Below are 15,303 nucleotides of genomic sequence, written 5' to 3' on the forward strand. Positions count from 1 at the left end.
TGACAAGTTCATGTCTTAAATCGCTCAACTTGCGGAGCACAAAACAGCACAATGCAGAACATGCTCATATAAAAAGCATTCTCCCGCCTCGCGGCTGAAAATGCCCATGGATGCTCTGGCTTCCTTACTGTCTTAGAAGTTCTGGATATCGACAGAAAAGGGTGCTTATGTAAGCTTTGGTCTATTGCAGATGTGCCTGTAGTTTGAGGATACCGGATGCAGTCCAAACAGCCCCGTTAACCTCCATGTCAACTCTGTTTCGAGAAAGCGATTTACACCTACAGGGACGTGCCTTTGGAGGTGATTTCATCCTGTTTTTCGCGAGAATGCAGAAGGTGACTAATAGAAGCGGAGAAATCTAGTGTTACTACATTTTGTAGCTGTCAACATACTGTAACCCAACATATTGTGTTTGTAAAGTGGGCCGATACAGTAAAACGTAATTCCGAGTATACCATTTAAGCCAGGAATCCGCAAAGGAAAAGGACTGGAAGATTTGAAGATTTATCAAAAAAATTTTTTGGCCAATTTGAATGACGTCTTCACGTCAGTTTGAATTGTAACGCATTCAACTGGTAGAATAAAAATAGTCAAAAATCGACTAAAATTAGCGGCAGCGGTTGTTCACGGGGCCCAGAGGAGGCGGAGCAAAATGGCAATAGCAGAAGTGACTGTAATTCCAATCGGAACGGGTACAACCAGTCTAAGCAGTTATGTGGCGGACATGCAAAAGGTATTGGAACATCAACGGGGCATTACATATCAGTTAACTTCCATGAGCACCATTATTGAGGGACCGCTTAACGAGATCTTTACAGCAATTGCGGCTCTGCATGAAGCACCGTTTTTGTCAGGAGCTCAGCGTGTTTCCACATCCGTCAAAATTGACGACCGTCGTGATAAACCGGATGCCTCAAGTATACAGAAGTTACAATCGGTTCAGGATAAACTGACGTCACTTCAGGCAAGACCTAATTAATGGATTAGTGTAAACATCCGTATATACGGTTATTCGGTATGTTATAAGTCGTTAATTAAAGGTTAGATTGTGTCTTTCTGTGTAGTTAACGTGAATTTCTGATATCTATAAACTGAAAGACAAAAAGACCAGCTTAACGTTCATTAAGCTGGTCTTTTTGTATACTCATTTAACATTTTAATTAATCTGCAACTACCAATGAGGCTCCAATCAAAGTGGCGTTGGTGTAACCACCACCAACATTTTCAAAAGAGAAGTTGGTAATTGGAGCACCGATAACCGTGGCATAATCACCATCAAGCAAATCTCCAGTCGTTGCAGGATATAACGCTATAATATCGTTTCCGTTCTCATCCATGACATGAACGATAGAGAAAGTTGCTCCGAGAGAGCTATCTTCTTCAACGGAAATGACTTCCCCGTTAACTTGTACGAAAGTATTGTAATAGTTGGCTAAATTTTTATTCAGATGGCGGGTCGTTACATTTGAGTCAACGAGCCCCTGTACCTTTTTGCTTAGTTCTGCCGTAATGGCAGGGAATACATCGTTATGTTTACCAAAGAAATCATAAGATGCCTGCTCCATAAAGGCTGTGTCTTCTGTAATGTACGGAGTTAACTCATTAAAGAAATCCGCAGCTGATGCCGTAACAGATGAATTTCCAGTTGTTGCAGTTGGTGCTGTTTGCTCCAGAGAAGCAGTAATGCTTAGAGAATCAAGGATATCTTTGATCTCATCCTGATTATAAGTATCCTTGGCGTAGGTTAACGTCATGGTATAGAGTTCTGTATTGGTCGGAATCAGATACTGCACAAGGATAACATCTGTACCCGAGGAATGCTTATAGGCTCCTTCCAAGATACCAGCGCTATATTCTTTATAAGGTTTGTTTGTGTAGCTGGTTTTTTTATAATCGGAAATGCCGATGCTTGAACCGCTTTGTGTGTAATAATCCACTATATTATTGGCGTATTCTTCAGGATTAATTGAACCGGTTGAGCTGGCCTCAATCGTCAGATTCATATTATCTGCAAATGTGACTGATGAAGATTGGTCTGAAAAAGCAGCTTTAATGGATGGAGCATTCATTTGACTTGTATCTACGCTTTTCCAGGATTCAGGATATGCAAAAGAAAATCCTTCTCCACTATATGTAGTGTATTTCGTAGCTTTTGCTTCTGTTGAGACAGTTTCAGTTGCCTTGGATGCTTCGGACGTTTGGCTATTGGTTGTTGTGTTTGTTTCTGAATTACCACAAGCAGTAAGCAATGTGGTTAATGCCAAAATCGTAATAAGTTTCTTCATTATGTCTAATTTCTCCTAATGTGCTTCCCATCGGTTGGGATTTTTTCTAAGGTCATCATTTCGTTTGGGATAATCTAGTTTAGGTGGCGGGGATGGAAACTCCTTTCTATTTTATTAGTAAAATAATAACATAAATAAAGATTTCAGTATTCATAATTACTAAAAAGGTGATTTATCTGTATTTAACAAGTTAAAAGCTAATAATATACCGTATGGGTATCCATTTTGAGCGATAGTACATACATTTGGTTGATATAACCGTGAGCCCATTTTCGACCTGAGCCCGGTCCCATGTGTGATTGGTGCATATAGTGAACTGTACCTCAAATCAAAGGAGGGGTTTACATGAGTGGAGTAGTAGGTGGATACGGCGGCGCATGGACATCGACTGGCGCGATCTTGGTTCTCTTTATCTTGTTGGTCATCATCTCTAAAGCATTCTTGATCTAATAAACCGCTTGGACCCTAATATATTTGTAAAGGAGGGTTCTGCATGAGCAACGTAGTTGAAGGCGTAGGATACGGCGGCTGGACATCGACTGGAGCAATCCTGGTTCTGTTCATTCTTCTCGTAATCATCACTAAATCTTTCTGGGTATAATATGGCGAGCTCTGCCGGGCAACCGGTGGGGTTTTTTTTCTAGAGGACAAGCATGGTGGAGAACCAGGGAGATAAGATAGCTTGTGGTTAAACGGAAGATTTGGTGGAATTCAAGAAATGGAAAGATGGCGTATGCTTCGAAAATGGGGAAGGTACCTCATGGCTAAACGCCCATTTTGTCAAAATGAGGGCGATAGCCCGGTCCAGAGGTAGGCTGAATACATAGCTTAGGGGTGTAGGCAAATGTTAAGGAGGAATGAACAATGAGCGAAGTAAAACCGAATTCACCGAACGGACAGGGACACGTATACGGACATATGGGAGGTTATGAGCATATGCAAGGATACCAATACACAGGTCATGAAATGCATGGGTATGGATATGGTTGTGGAACAATGCCAATGGGATATGGCTATGGATACGGACACCATGCCAATCAGGCTCCAATGATGCACGGTTATCAACAGGGTTGTGGAGTATCCTATGGTCATGGCGGCGGAAGCTGGGGTTCCATGGGTACGATCCTCGTACTGTTTATCTTGCTGGTCATCATCTCCAAAACGATGTTTATCTAAGTATTTGTGAGTGCAAGGAGACTTTGCTGATCGTGGATCGTTGCGATAGGTGCTCTAAATAAACTCCGAGTTTGAGTTCCATGTTAAGGCATAACGTACCTATGATTCAGAGCGGGACAGCGTAGGATTTCATCCTGCGGTGTCCCTTTTTTTATTAGAATTAAGTGAAGGAGCGTTGGGATTACTTTCTTTAACGAACTCCACAGACGCTATTCCATGCATTTTTGCCATTTCACAAGTTTAACGAATCGTAGACGTCTTATTATCTGAATCTGGGCATGTTTGGAGCCTATATTCATGAAGTGGCATGGATTAACGTGGCTGAGATTCGTTAAATTTTACATAGCACAGAAATCCCCAATATAAGGTGTGCAGGATTCGTTAGCGTCTGGTGAGCGTAAACATTTGCTTTAGAGGCCGAAGTTATTTGCACAATTGGAGAAGTAAGAAGTAAGAAGTAAGAAGTAAGAAGTAAGAAGTAAGAAGTAAGAAGTAAGAAGTAAGAAGTAAGAAGTAAGAAGTAAGTATCGAGGAGTGCAGTCAGTGGGAGAATGGAAAAGTTTTAAAAGCAGAGCCGAATTTATCTGGTTAGTCTGATAAGTGGAAAGAAGACTTTCTTTAATGATGGGGAGGCCGATGGTTCTGTAGGTGTTGCTAAATTGGATATGTAGACATGGATAAACACCCGGAACCCAATTCCGGGTGCTTTGTGTATGTTTTCAATCTTCTCAAGAATAAGTGATATCCAAAACAACAAAAGCCCTACCTCTCTTTTGTCCTTGCGGCTCCGATGACCGCGCCAGTGTGAATGGGAACATCTTGTGAAACTCTGTACTACCGGGTTATTGTGATTCAGGTTCTTCAATCTTCATAGGTTAAATGTGCTTAAAATTCGCTGCGGTCGCAGCATGAAGAAAATATTCCGGGGTTTAAAGAAGACAGAAATCATATGAGGTTGTTTAATACAACTCTTATAGTATACCACAGGTTGTAATTTTCTGCAATAAAAAGGAAAGCGCGACCAGGGCCATATGTTTTCGGACTGTTTTTTTGTTAGAAAGTGAAAGGTTAGTTTGAAAAGATACAGAAAATTTTTCAAACTATTTCTTCATAGGGGTAATCCTCTTCAAAAGATTCTGCGTAGGTTATAATAAGAGGGAAGAAACAGAAAGGGGCCCTCGCATGACTGAATCGATGGAGGACAGCAGGTTAATGCGGCAGATCGCGGAACGTGATGCCTCCGCACTGGAGCTTTTATATGACCGTTATGAGCGAGCGGTGTATTCTTTTGCCTACCGGATCGTTGGTGATCCCATGACGGCAGAAGAGACCGTTCAGGAACTTTTTATGCGGGTCTGGAATAATGCCGAACGTTACGATGCCTCACAGGGGAAGCTGACCACATGGATGTTTGCGATTACGCGTAACATTGCAGTGGACATGCTGAGGCGGAAATCAAAAGGGGCAGCGACTACTTCAGTTGAACACGAGACACTGGCTGCCTATGCCGATGAACATACGAATACGGAAGAAGAAGTGCAGCGTAAATGGGAAGGTACCCGGATTAAAGAGGCGTTGTCCCAATTAAACGGTGATCAGCAACAAGTTATAGAATCGATTTATTATGCGGGATTAACCCAGCAGGAAGTATCCAGCCGATTCGGGATTCCGTTGGGTACAGTAAAGAGCCGTGTCAGGCTTGCCATGCGACAGCTCCAAAAGTTGCTGGCCGATGCTGAATTGCATCCGGACGCGGGAAGGGAGGGCATACATCCATGATAGAACGACATGAGGAGTGGTCTGATCTGGCACCGATGTATGTGCTGGGCGGACTGGAAGCAGAGGAAGTGGCGGCGTTTGAAGCGCATATGGCAACTTGCGAACCTTGCCGCCAGGAGGTAAGGGAATTGCAGGAAGTGACTGGCTTCCTGCCACTTGCGGCGGAACCTGTAGCACCGCCGCAAGGCATGCGAGCACGTGTGCTGGGCAACGTGCTCGGACATGTGCAGGAGAGCGCCGAGGCGAAGCCAGCGGCTACTCCTGCAGAGCCTGAAGCACCCGTGGTGCTTCAGGAGGATCTTGCGCCGCAGCACAAACGTGCGGCGCAGCCCGGGCCAGGCTTGCCGCCGGTAACGGCGGTGCCTGCGGCCCGGGTGGAAGAGGCTGCCCAGGCACAGCCATGGCAGCCACAAGCGCACGCGCGTGCGCGCATCAGCAGCGCCTGGCGCATAGCCAGTGCCGCCCTTGCGGCCGCGGCACTGTTACTGGGCGTGTACACGGCGCAGCTGCGAAGCCAGATCGACTCGCTGACGCAGCAAGCGGCGGGCTCGTCGGCTACGCAAGAGCAACTGGTGCAGGCACAGGCGCAGAATGCACAGCTGCAAGAGCAGCTGGCATCAGCTCTGAAGCCCGCACAGGGCATGCAGACTGGCGAGGCAGTGAAGCTGAATCCTGCAACGCAGGACATTGTAGCTCAGGGTCTCGCAACCATCGTTATTGACAGCAAAGGCACTCACCTGGTTGTGCAGGCTGAGAACCTGCCGAACCTGGAAGGCAACGAGGCTTTTCAGGTCTGGTTGATCAAAGGAGATACCCCTCAGAATGCGGGTACTTTCCTTAGTCGTGACGGAACGGGAGCAGTATACTACACATTGGATTCGGCCAACGACTATGATACGGTTGCCATCACGCTTGAACCGGATGCAATGGGAGATGAGCCGCGCGGTACAATGATTCTGGCTGCCAAGATTAAAGGATAAATATAGGATATATCACCAAAGGCTGCTCCGTCGTGGAGCAGCCTTTTTGTGTTTTCCAGTTCTGATGCCCATCCATTGGATTTTATTAATTTTTTTTGTCGGAGCAACCGATAAACAAATAGAAGGCAATACCCTTAATCTCCCTGTATCTCAAGGGAGAACTGGTTGCACATAGAGAGTGAGGGGTTCAGTTGGAAGCATACCGTTCATTTATCTTTCGCCTGATACGCAATTATCTGATCGGTTCACTGGCAGCTGTTTTTGTTGTCGGTACAGTAGTTATGGTATCTACTCTGCAAATACCCAATATTCAATTTGTTCGGCTCATCTTCATTGTACTGATTTCACTCTTGTTCATGCTGGTTGCAGAATTAATTACGCTGTGGGTGCAGCTAGGCCCCATAAGACAATTTTTCACTTCCGAGCATCACGAGAGAGACGAATTGAACCACATGTATGAGAAAATTCATCGTTTTCCGGGACAGACCATATATCGGATCATGGGTCCGCACATGCTTGGTTTCTCACTTCCGGCAGCCGGATTAACATTATGGATGATATCCACAGGGTGGCTTGAATTTCCTTACTTCTATACTGTCGTGGCCGCTGCGTGTGCCTTTCTGATTGCCATCATGCATGCGCTGATTGAGTATTACTTAACGGTGCGGGCGATTAGACCCCTGTTACTTGAGATTCGACATCGAGGCAAAGTCCAATACGGGATGGAACCTTCACTGGGAGGGCGAATCCTGGTATCGATCCAGCGTAAATTTCAGCTAAGTACGGCACTGATTGGCTTATTTCCTCTATTTCTATTTTTCCTGGCTACATATATCAGACTTCAGTATATGGACAGTGAATTTGCGAAAGAGTACATACTGTGGGGAATTCTCATCGTTGTTCTGGGCGCGGGGTTTGCGCTGGTGGGAAGCTGGCTGTTGATTCGTGATGTTCGTGATCCAGTTGCTGAACTGACGCATGAGATGAACCGAATTCAGGGGGGAGATCTTGGCAGACGAGCTCCGGATCTATATGCGGATGAGTTTTCGGCACTGATCTCCGGTTTTAATATGATGATTAATCGGCTGGAGATGAGACAGGAACGCAATCGACAGCTGTTGCAAAGTTATTTTTCTACGCTGGCTGCTGCTTTAGATGCCCGAGATAAGTACACGGCAGGACATTCCATGCGTGTGGCAGAGTATTCGCTGATGATTGGTAAGCTGAGCGGAATGAGTGAGGAACAGGCGGATTTATTGTACAAATCAGCCCTGCTTCATGATATCGGGAAAATCGGCATACCTGATGAGGTGTTGCTGAAGGATGGAAAACTAAGCGATGAAGAATTCGCAATTATTCAGACACATCCCGTGCAGGGAGAGAGTATTCTGCTCCAGATAGAACCCATTGATGCCATGGCTGACTTTCTGCCTGGTGTACGATCTCACCATGAGAGATATGATGGCAAAGGGTATCCGGATGGGATGGCAGGCGATGAGATTCCGCTATTTGGCCGCATCATTGCGGTAGCGGATGCCTTTGATGCCATGACGTCTGATCGACCATACCGGAATGGGATGAGTCATGAGAAAGCGCTAACGATTTTGGAAGAAGGAAAAGGGACCCAATGGGACCCCTATTTTGCAGGTTTGTTTATTGATGAATGGAGACGACAACAGCATCTTCAGAAACCATCGAAGTGAGGGATCAGCTGATCCCCTCTGTCCACTTCGATTCTTTTCTGCGTCTCCGGTGAAGAGCGAGGCCTGTTATGATGGTGAGAACACATTCGCCGAGTATGACCGCACCCAAGGCGTCATAGATTACATGTTGTTTGATCATTAGCGTGGATACTATAATAGTTGCTGCCCCGGCGGCCACCAAAATCTTGATGGGTTTGCGGATGCTTGGAACCGAGAGAACAGCACGCATAACCAGATAAGAGTGAAGAGAATGAATACTTGGAAAACAATTATAAGGACGATCCTGACTATAGAGCCATCCGAGGACAGATGCTCCCAGGCCTGTACCCGTCAGTTCCGGGCGCGGTACCATGGTCTGAAAGTTGAAGTAGATCAGATAACATATCCAGACACAGATATTCATGGATAACAAGACACGGTAATACGTCAGGCGATCTTTGGCACACAGGTAAGCGAGCACACCGAATACAAACGGGTACCAGCCCAAATATGGAATGGACATGCCAGGCACGTAGGGAATGATCCGGTCGAGCGGCGAATCAAGCACTACGAACCCGCGTTCTGGACTATTAAGAATATCATAGAAGAGCCCCATGACGGCCAAAGACAGCATTAAACTCAATGACAGCCAATAGGATTTGCTTTTTAACAATTGCACAACACCTTACTCCTTTCATTCATGCTCCCTAGGAGCATGACCCCAGCAAATAACTAATTCAAATTTAAACAACAATATATTCTACTACGACCAGCGCACAAATTGAATCCTGATTTGTGTATTTTTGTGTATTTTTTTGACGAAGAAGGAATGCCGAAGCTTCAATGGGCATGATATGATAGAGACACATACGGACGAAGGCACTTTGGCCAGTAAAGTCGGTACAACAGGAGTGAGTGAATGCAATTTTCAAAAATGTTCGTATTGAATATGGGGATGCTTATTACCATTGCATATCTTGCTAGTGTGTTCTATAAATATGTCGTAATACGTACCTCTTCCCGAGTGAAGCAGATCAGCTCCGTGCTTGTCCTTATATTTGCAGGTTGGATCAGTACGGTTTTTGGGTTTCAACTCACCGATGAAGTGGTCTTTGATCTTCGATATGTTCCTTTAATTGTAGCCGTTCTAACGTATAGACAACCCTATAGCGTAATTATCGTGGGTATTGGAATTGGGCTGTCGAGGCTGACTTTTGGCATCACGGATGCTACATTGGCGGCAGTACTTAACATGTCTATTTTGGGCGTGATATGTGCAGGTCTGAATATATGGATGAGACGCAGCAACTACAGGCTGATTATTAAAGGAATCCTTGTTACAGTTATCGTCAATGTGGTCAATAGTGTAAACATTGCTATCGTTGGTGTGATCCCGGCTACATACTTCTTTTCACATATTATGCCTTATACACTCCCTACAGGTATTTTGCTGAGCCTTATTTTTGCATTTATTTTACGTGATTTTCAGAATGAACAGAATCGAATTTTGTTGATCCAGAGTACAAACCGGCTTTTATCTGTGCAAAAGGAAGAGTTACAGAAAGCCCAGATTGTACTGGAGGATCGAGCGAAACAATTGATGATTGCCTCACAGTACAAATCCGAATTTCTCGCCAATATGTCCCATGAACTGCGTACACCACTGAACAGTGTCATTAACTTTGCCCAGATGATCAGCGAGAATGCCGACACGATGGATCAGGAGGATATTGTACGTTTTGCCAATATGATCGACCACTCCGGGCAGGAACTGCTTACGCTCATTAACGATATTCTGGATCTCTCCAAAGTAGAAGCGGGGCGGCTGGATATTGTACTCGAGGATATCAGTGTCGCACAACTTACAGAAGATGCCATGAGCCACTTTCAGCTTGTTGCCGAGAAAAAAGGTATTCAGTTGGTTCTGGACAAAAAACAGGGACTGCCTGAGACGCTCTGGTCTGATCCCCAGCGGGTTCAACAGATTTTGCGGAATCTGATGTCCAATGCCATCAAGTTCACTCACCGGGGGAAGGTCACGCTGATCGTAAGCGCCAAGCAGATTAAGAATGCAGGTATTCAGAATCGATGGCTTATTTTCTCCGTTCAGGACACAGGCATTGGTATTTCGGAGGACAAGCATCATTCCATATTTGAAGCATTTCAGCAGGCTGACGGGTCGATTAGTCGAAAATTTGGCGGTACCGGACTAGGCCTGTCAATCAGTCGGGATTTAGCGAGATTACTGGGGGGATCGATTGAACTGGAGAGCGCTGAAGGTAAAGGAAGCACCTTCCATCTCTATCTCCCGTTGGACCGTGAAAAAATGAGTTGACAACCTTCGCGCCGTGAGTAGAATTTGGGATGACAACTAGCATCGACCGGCTTTTGAGACCCGGTCTAAGGAGTGTATCCCCATACAGAAGACGGTCAACGTTAACCCTCCCCCGTTAGCAAGCAAACCACGGCGCAAGGGTTCGACACAACGCACGAATTTATCGATTGCAACATGGGAGGGTGTACCGGCAATTATTTTACAGACCTTGCTGGGAGGCCCATTTTTAACCGGGTTTCTGCTGTACCTTGGGGCCGGGTCGAGACATATCGGCTTTGTGCTCGCGATTACGACGTTCGTAAACATTGCCCAGATCGGAGCAGCTTACTGGATGCAGCGTATTCGCAGCCGTAAACGCATGCTGCTGTTATTTGTGGGCACTCATCGCATGTTATGGAGTGCAACGGGACTGATCCCGTTTATAGTTCCCAAAGAGTGGTGGGTAAGCGTATATATTGCCGTATATACGGTTGCTTTCATATCAAATACCATTGGCGGCATGATCTGGACTTCACTGATTGGCGATATCGTACCTGCCAAGGTGAGAGGGCGTTATTTTGGAATTCGAAATACGATTCTGAATGCTCTTGGAAGCGTATGCTTATTTGCAGGCGGTATTGTTTTGGACCGTTACCCGGGAGAAATGGGCTTTCTAATCCTGTTTATTCCGGTTTGGATCTGTGCGATTGCCAATACAGTCATCTATTTCTTTTATCCGGACGTTCCCTTTGAACATTCTACCGAAAAGGTTTTCTGGCGTATGTTCATCAAGCCGTTCCAGGATCGTTCTTTCCTGAAAGCAACACTGTTCCTGGCTTCATGGTTATTGATCCAGACCTTGATTGTTCCGCTTTATTCCTATGTTATGCTCGATTTATTGAACATCAATTATCAGACGGTATCCCTGATCACGGTAGTCCAGACGCTGGTTATGATGGCCGGTTTCTATGTCTGGGGCAATCTGAATGCCAGATTCAGCAACAAAACCCTCCTATTCTGGACATTGCCAGTCATTGCACTCTCCTGTTTGTCGTGGGGGTTAATGTCGTTCATGCCCGTATTGATCGCGCTATTTCTATCTCATATTTTTCTTGGGATCGGTGTAGGTGGATTCAATCAGCTGGCATTTAACTTTACGATTGGAGACACACCCAAAAGTGAAAGACCGATGTTTGTCGCGGTGTATTCGGCTCTGACCGGAGTCACTTCGTTTCTCGGGCCGTTGTTGGGTGGCTGGTTGTATGAAAAGATGGAAACTTGGTCCAATGCGCTGGCCTGGATCTCAGCCTATGGATTTCAGATGGGGGTTGGTGTCGTGATGCTGATTCTGACATTTACCCTTGGACGTCGTGTACTGTTAAAATAGATATTGAATATTTACACGGGCACTTCGATGACAGAACAACCTTGTAAATGTTTAGATTGATCATATGTATCTGGTATGACTTCAAAAAAGATGGCGAAGTGGAGGGATGTAATTGAATCGTCTCGAACGGAAAGCCATGGTGATTGGAGCCACGGGGCTTGTAGGCGAATTACTGGTTCATAATCTGCTGGAGCACCCGGCATACAGCCTGGTTCGCGTTCTGGTTAGACGTCCGCTTGGGCTGCAACATCCCAAACTGGAACAGCATGTGGTGGACTGGGGAAAGCTAGAGAGCCAAGACCACTTATTCGATGGAATCGATGACCTGTACTGTTGTTTGGGGACAACGATCAAAAAAGCAGGCAGTCAGGACAATTTCCGTCAGGTGGATTTTCATTACCCGGTTCGTGCAGCTACGATTGCGAAGCAACATGGTGTATCACAGATGCTGGTGATCTCCTCCATGGGAGCGAGTGCAGGTTCCCGGGTCTTTTACAGTCGGACCAAAGGGGAAATGGAGGATGCATTGTCCGATATCGGTTTTCCGTCATTGCATATCTTCCGCCCTTCCTTAATTCTGGGAGATCGAAACGAGAAGCGGTTTGGTGAGCAGATGGCTGCCTATGCCATGAAGTTTCTGGATCGCTGGATGAAAGGCAGAGCGGACAAATACCGGGCGGTCCACGCCGCAACCATTGCACAGGCCATGGCAAATATTGCTCTCGTGCAAACCCAGGGAAACCATGTGTATTCAAATGAAGTCATTCATGTCCTTGGTGTGGACGGGGGCTAAGAAACCTTTGAACGAGCTGTTTACTTCATGTGGCTAGTTAGGAGCGTTTCTCGCTTGAGGTAGATCGTGGTATAATAGGCAACAAAAATGAGTTCGAACCCTGACTCCATGCGGCAGCAGGATAACGAACACAAAGGAGAACTCGTCCATGAAAAAACCAATCTCTACCGATCATGCGCCAGGCGCCATTGGTCCATACAGTCAAGCCGTTGATGCAGGCGATTTCATCTACACTTCCGGACAGCTTGGTCTGAATCCCCAAACAGGAGAGTTCGGCGCAGATGTACAGGAGCAGACACGTCTGTCTTTGAGCAATGTGAAGGCTATCCTTGAAGCAGCAGGTACAAGTATGGATAAAATCGTGAAAACGACGGTGTTCCTGAAAGACATGAACGACTTCGTTCCTGTGAATGAAGTGTACAGCACGTTCTTCGAACAGCCTTATCCTGCACGTAGTGCAGTGGAAGTGGCTCGTTTGCCAAAAGATGCACTGGTGGAGATTGAGGTAATTGCCCTGAAATAGGACAACCTTCACTCGCGCCGATATACATAAAAAGCCGATTCAGGTCGAATGACCAGAATCGGCTTTTTGCATTTTTGCATTATATTTAAGCGCTATATAGAAGGGGGAAATCTTAATCACGATCCTGATTACGGGCGAAGAACAGCCATACCGCGTAGATGGCCAGTACGATCGCAATGATGATTGCCGTATAATATACGGAAGTGACATCCTTCTGTTTAAGTGCAATGGCGATATATGCCCATGTGAATACAAGTGGGTATATGCTATCGCGATAACGGAAGCTAACGAGAACAGCCAGCACCATACCGACAATCAGCATAATGATCGTCCAGGTTGGTTCGCTGATACCAAAACCATCCCAGCCAATTTTATATAACAGTACAGCTGCATTGACAATCGTTGCCACGCTAATCCATCCAAGATAGATGCTGAATGGCAGCTTCACAAGCCAGATCTCAGCAGTGGTTGGAACCGTAATGGTACGTGTTTTTACATACAGCATGATCAGGCACAACAGAAGCAGTACAATAATCAGTAAAGCGAGACCGGTCTGCAAGTTTTGAAAAGCAAAAATCCAGGCTACGTTGAAAGCACAGCTTGCCAGGAACCAATACCCGAGACGGGTAATCGAATCCCTTTTCCAGGAAGCGGGCACGAACTGATAGATCACAAACCCTGCTAATAGCAGGTAGATCAAACCCCATATAGAGAAGGCATAGCCAGAAGGTGTGAGTAGCACAGGATACATATCCGATACTTCTTTATTGGTCTTGCCCCCGATCGGCAGAGCGTTGGAGAGGTAGTTCACGATAATTACAGCGATAAAACCAATGGCGTTTAACCACTTGTACGGATTGTTACGTGACATTGTGTTTCCTCCTTGGTTTAACGAATGAATGAACCACGGGTCAGTCTACAATGAATATACCCAGTTCTTGCACATTCTAATAACAGCCGCAAAAAATTCACAAGTTGATCCTTCAGATCCTTGTGCTCTGCCGCTTATGTTGGAACGGCACTCTGTCCCAATGTACGCGAAACGAAGCAGAAATATGTCCATGCCCACGATGTCCCACTAGAAGAGGAGGAAGAGAAATGCTCACAAGAGAAACGATGGAGCAACAGCAAACCTGGTTCTATGTAGTTGCACTGTTCGTAGGGGCAGCGATAGGGCTGAGTAATCCGGTATGGGGGAATGTTTTACACTACACTGTGTCCCCGGTTCTTGCAGTTCTGTTATACAGCATGTTTGTACAGATTCCCTTTTTACAGTTAAAAGAGTCCTGGTCGAATCTTCGATTTATGGTGGCGCTACTGGTGGCTAATTTTATCGTAGTACCTGTAGTTGTATGGTTGCTCACACTTGTCTTTCCGCAATCACCAGGCGTTCTGATCGGAGTCTATCTGGTACTGTTAACTCCCTGTATTGATTACGTCATTGTGTTCACACAGCTCGGCCGGGGCAATGAGAAGCTGATGCTCGCCGCAACACCTTTTTTATTTGTTATACAAATGATACTGTTGCCGTTTTATTTATGGTTATTGATGGGTACCGAGGTGGCACAGATCATGCAGGTTGGGCCGTTTGTGGAGGCTTTTCTGTTCCTGATCGTTATTCCACTGCTGCTCGCTGTTGTTACACAATTTCTCTCAAGAGGTAAAGCGAGCGGGGAGCGGGTCATAAATGCAACGGCATGGCTCCCGGTTCCGATGATGGCACTTGCGCTGATCGTGGTTGTCGCTTCCCAGATTGGCAAAGTCTACAATGATATGGCGATTATCGTGAACGTGATCCCGATCTACATTGCTTTTCTGATCATTATGCCTTGGATATCTCTGCTTATTGCTACTTGGTTTGGATTGAATCCAGGCGCAGGGCGTGCGTTAATTTTCAGTTCAGCCACAAGGAATTCGCTGGTTGTTCTGCCGCTGGCACTGGCACTCCCGCCAGAATGGGCAACTATAGCTGCGGCAGTCATCGTTACACAGACGATGGTGGAGCTTGCAGGGGAGCTAATCTACATTCGACTTGTACCTGCGGTGATTTTGCGGGATCGGTGAGCGGACTAGGACGTATCTATGTTATGATTTAATATAATTAATAAAACCATTTTTGGTAAATCAAAGGGGGAGATGAGAGTTCTTACTTATCGGAAGATCATGTTCTACCTGGATATTGCACTGGTTCCGTTCATCGTTGTCTTTTTTCCTATAGCGGCTCATACATCGGGAAATAACATTTATTATCTCTACTTGGGTATAGCTGTAGCTGCAATCTTTCGGATCGTATCCTATCTGAGAAAAGAAAGAGCCAACAAATCGTCATGATATAGGTTATTTTCTGTAAAAGTAAAAGTAAAAAGAGTACTTCCGATGGGTCA

At 45.7% G+C, this 15,303-nt stretch carries 16 protein-coding genes; 13 read left to right on the forward strand and 3 right to left on the reverse strand.

Annotation, left to right across the window (positions count from 1 at the left end; genetic code table 11):
- The first annotated feature begins 652 nt into the window (after window positions 1-652).
- Window positions 653-979: an MTH1187 family thiamine-binding protein gene (locus MHH25_RS02885; RefSeq protein ID WP_017690882.1), complete on the forward strand. Its 327-nt coding sequence runs from the start codon at window positions 653-655 to the stop codon at window positions 977-979.
- 181 nt (window positions 980-1,160) lie between these two features.
- On the opposite strand, the gene MHH25_RS02890 is transcribed toward MHH25_RS02885, so the two are convergent.
- Window positions 1,161-2,285 (reverse strand): PsbP-related protein, encoded by a 1,125-nt coding sequence (locus MHH25_RS02890; RefSeq protein WP_340019094.1) that lies wholly within the window; start codon window positions 2,283-2,285, stop codon window positions 1,161-1,163.
- Between the two features lie 345 nt (window positions 2,286-2,630).
- Between MHH25_RS02890 and MHH25_RS02895 the strand changes: the two genes are divergently transcribed.
- The 6 genes from MHH25_RS02895 (at window position 2,631) to MHH25_RS02920 (ending at window position 7,923) form a co-directional block, all read left to right on the forward strand.
- Window positions 2,631-2,735, forward strand: a complete 105-nt coding sequence (locus MHH25_RS02895) for a hypothetical protein (RefSeq protein WP_017690880.1) — start codon at window positions 2,631-2,633, stop codon at window positions 2,733-2,735.
- Window positions 2,736-2,778: 43 nt separating this feature from the next.
- Entirely contained in the window at window positions 2,779-2,886 is a 108-nt protein-coding gene (locus MHH25_RS02900) for a hypothetical protein (RefSeq protein WP_017690879.1), read from the forward strand.
- Between the two features lie 263 nt (window positions 2,887-3,149).
- The gene (locus tag MHH25_RS02905; RefSeq protein ID WP_017690878.1) at window positions 3,150-3,461 is read left to right on the forward strand and encodes a hypothetical protein; all 312 of its coding nucleotides are present in this window, start codon (window positions 3,150-3,152) and stop codon (window positions 3,459-3,461) included.
- A 1,182-nt stretch (window positions 3,462-4,643) separates the two neighbouring features.
- Window positions 4,644-5,240: a sigma-70 family RNA polymerase sigma factor gene (locus tag MHH25_RS02910; RefSeq protein ID WP_036607374.1), complete on the forward strand. Its 597-nt coding sequence runs from the start codon at window positions 4,644-4,646 to the stop codon at window positions 5,238-5,240.
- Entirely contained in the window at window positions 5,237-6,220 is a 984-nt protein-coding gene (locus tag MHH25_RS02915) for an anti-sigma factor (protein WP_340019096.1), read from the forward strand. Before MHH25_RS02910 ends, MHH25_RS02915 begins: the two co-directional genes overlap by 4 nt.
- A 191-nt stretch (window positions 6,221-6,411) precedes the next feature.
- Window positions 6,412-7,923, forward strand: coding sequence for an HD domain-containing phosphohydrolase (locus MHH25_RS02920; protein ID WP_036607368.1), 1,512 nt, complete (start codon window positions 6,412-6,414; stop codon window positions 7,921-7,923).
- 4 nt (window positions 7,924-7,927) lie between these two features.
- Here MHH25_RS02920 and MHH25_RS02925 read toward each other — a convergent pair whose 3' ends face one another.
- Entirely contained in the window at window positions 7,928-8,581 is a 654-nt protein-coding gene (locus MHH25_RS02925; RefSeq protein ID WP_036607365.1) for a phosphatase PAP2 family protein, read from the reverse strand.
- Window positions 8,582-8,821: 240 nt separating this feature from the next.
- Here MHH25_RS02925 and MHH25_RS02930 point away from each other — a divergent pair, with 240 nt between their 5' ends.
- The 4 genes from MHH25_RS02930 (at window position 8,822) to MHH25_RS02945 (ending at window position 12,919) form a co-directional block, all read left to right on the forward strand.
- A complete protein-coding gene (locus MHH25_RS02930) occupies window positions 8,822-10,237 on the forward strand; it encodes an ATP-binding protein (RefSeq protein WP_340019098.1) in 1,416 nt (471 codons plus the stop codon).
- Between the two features lie 208 nt (window positions 10,238-10,445).
- Entirely contained in the window at window positions 10,446-11,603 is a 1,158-nt protein-coding gene (locus MHH25_RS02935) for an MFS transporter (protein WP_340019100.1), read from the forward strand.
- 112 nt (window positions 11,604-11,715) lie between these two features.
- Window positions 11,716-12,396 (forward strand): oxidoreductase, encoded by a 681-nt coding sequence (locus tag MHH25_RS02940; RefSeq protein ID WP_340019102.1) that lies wholly within the window; start codon window positions 11,716-11,718, stop codon window positions 12,394-12,396.
- Window positions 12,397-12,544: 148 nt separating this feature from the next.
- Window positions 12,545-12,919, forward strand: coding sequence for a RidA family protein (locus MHH25_RS02945; protein WP_127551150.1), 375 nt, complete (start codon window positions 12,545-12,547; stop codon window positions 12,917-12,919).
- Window positions 12,920-13,031: 112 nt separating this feature from the next.
- Here the strand turns inward: MHH25_RS02945 and MHH25_RS02950 are convergent, their stop codons facing one another.
- On the reverse strand, window positions 13,032-13,790 hold the full coding sequence (locus MHH25_RS02950; RefSeq protein WP_017690869.1) for a tryptophan-rich sensory protein: 759 nt from the start codon (window positions 13,788-13,790) through the stop codon (window positions 13,032-13,034).
- A 227-nt stretch (window positions 13,791-14,017) separates the two neighbouring features.
- On the opposite strand from MHH25_RS02950, the gene MHH25_RS02955 reads away from it, so the two are divergent.
- Both MHH25_RS02955 and MHH25_RS02960 read left to right on the forward strand, forming a co-directional pair.
- Complete coding sequence (locus tag MHH25_RS02955) at window positions 14,018-14,983, forward strand: bile acid:sodium symporter (RefSeq protein ID WP_340019104.1); 966 nt, start codon at window positions 14,018-14,020, stop codon at window positions 14,981-14,983.
- Between the two features lie 72 nt (window positions 14,984-15,055).
- Window positions 15,056-15,250, forward strand: a complete 195-nt coding sequence (locus MHH25_RS02960; RefSeq protein ID WP_340019105.1) for a hypothetical protein — start codon at window positions 15,056-15,058, stop codon at window positions 15,248-15,250.
- The last annotated feature ends 53 nt before the right edge of the window (window positions 15,251-15,303 follow it).

Source organism: Paenibacillus sp. FSL H3-0457 (assembly GCF_037981725.1).
Lineage (GTDB): Bacteria > Bacillota > Bacilli > Paenibacillales > Paenibacillaceae > Paenibacillus > Paenibacillus amylolyticus.

Excerpts from the sequence above, each read along its gene's own strand:
- MHH25_RS02885 (WP_017690882.1), top strand. The coding sequence starts at position 653 with ATGGCAATAGCAGAAGTGACTGTAATTCCAATCGGAACGGGTACAACC.
- MHH25_RS02890 (WP_340019094.1), bottom strand. The coding sequence starts at position 2,285 with ATGAAGAAACTTATTACGATTTTGGCATTAACCACATTGCTTACTGCT.
- MHH25_RS02895 (WP_017690880.1), top strand. The coding sequence starts at position 2,631 with ATGAGTGGAGTAGTAGGTGGATACGGCGGCGCATGGACATCGACTGGC.
- MHH25_RS02900 (WP_017690879.1), top strand. The coding sequence starts at position 2,779 with ATGAGCAACGTAGTTGAAGGCGTAGGATACGGCGGCTGGACATCGACT.
- MHH25_RS02905 (WP_017690878.1), top strand. The coding sequence starts at position 3,150 with ATGAGCGAAGTAAAACCGAATTCACCGAACGGACAGGGACACGTATAC.
- MHH25_RS02910 (WP_036607374.1), top strand. The coding sequence starts at position 4,644 with ATGACTGAATCGATGGAGGACAGCAGGTTAATGCGGCAGATCGCGGAA.
- MHH25_RS02915 (WP_340019096.1), top strand. The coding sequence starts at position 5,237 with ATGATAGAACGACATGAGGAGTGGTCTGATCTGGCACCGATGTATGTG.
- MHH25_RS02930 (WP_340019098.1), top strand. The coding sequence starts at position 8,822 with ATGCAATTTTCAAAAATGTTCGTATTGAATATGGGGATGCTTATTACC.
- MHH25_RS02945 (WP_127551150.1), top strand. The coding sequence starts at position 12,545 with ATGAAAAAACCAATCTCTACCGATCATGCGCCAGGCGCCATTGGTCCA.
- MHH25_RS02950 (WP_017690869.1), bottom strand. The coding sequence starts at position 13,790 with ATGTCACGTAACAATCCGTACAAGTGGTTAAACGCCATTGGTTTTATC.
- MHH25_RS02955 (WP_340019104.1), top strand. The coding sequence starts at position 14,018 with ATGCTCACAAGAGAAACGATGGAGCAACAGCAAACCTGGTTCTATGTA.
- MHH25_RS02960 (WP_340019105.1), top strand. The coding sequence starts at position 15,056 with ATGAGAGTTCTTACTTATCGGAAGATCATGTTCTACCTGGATATTGCA.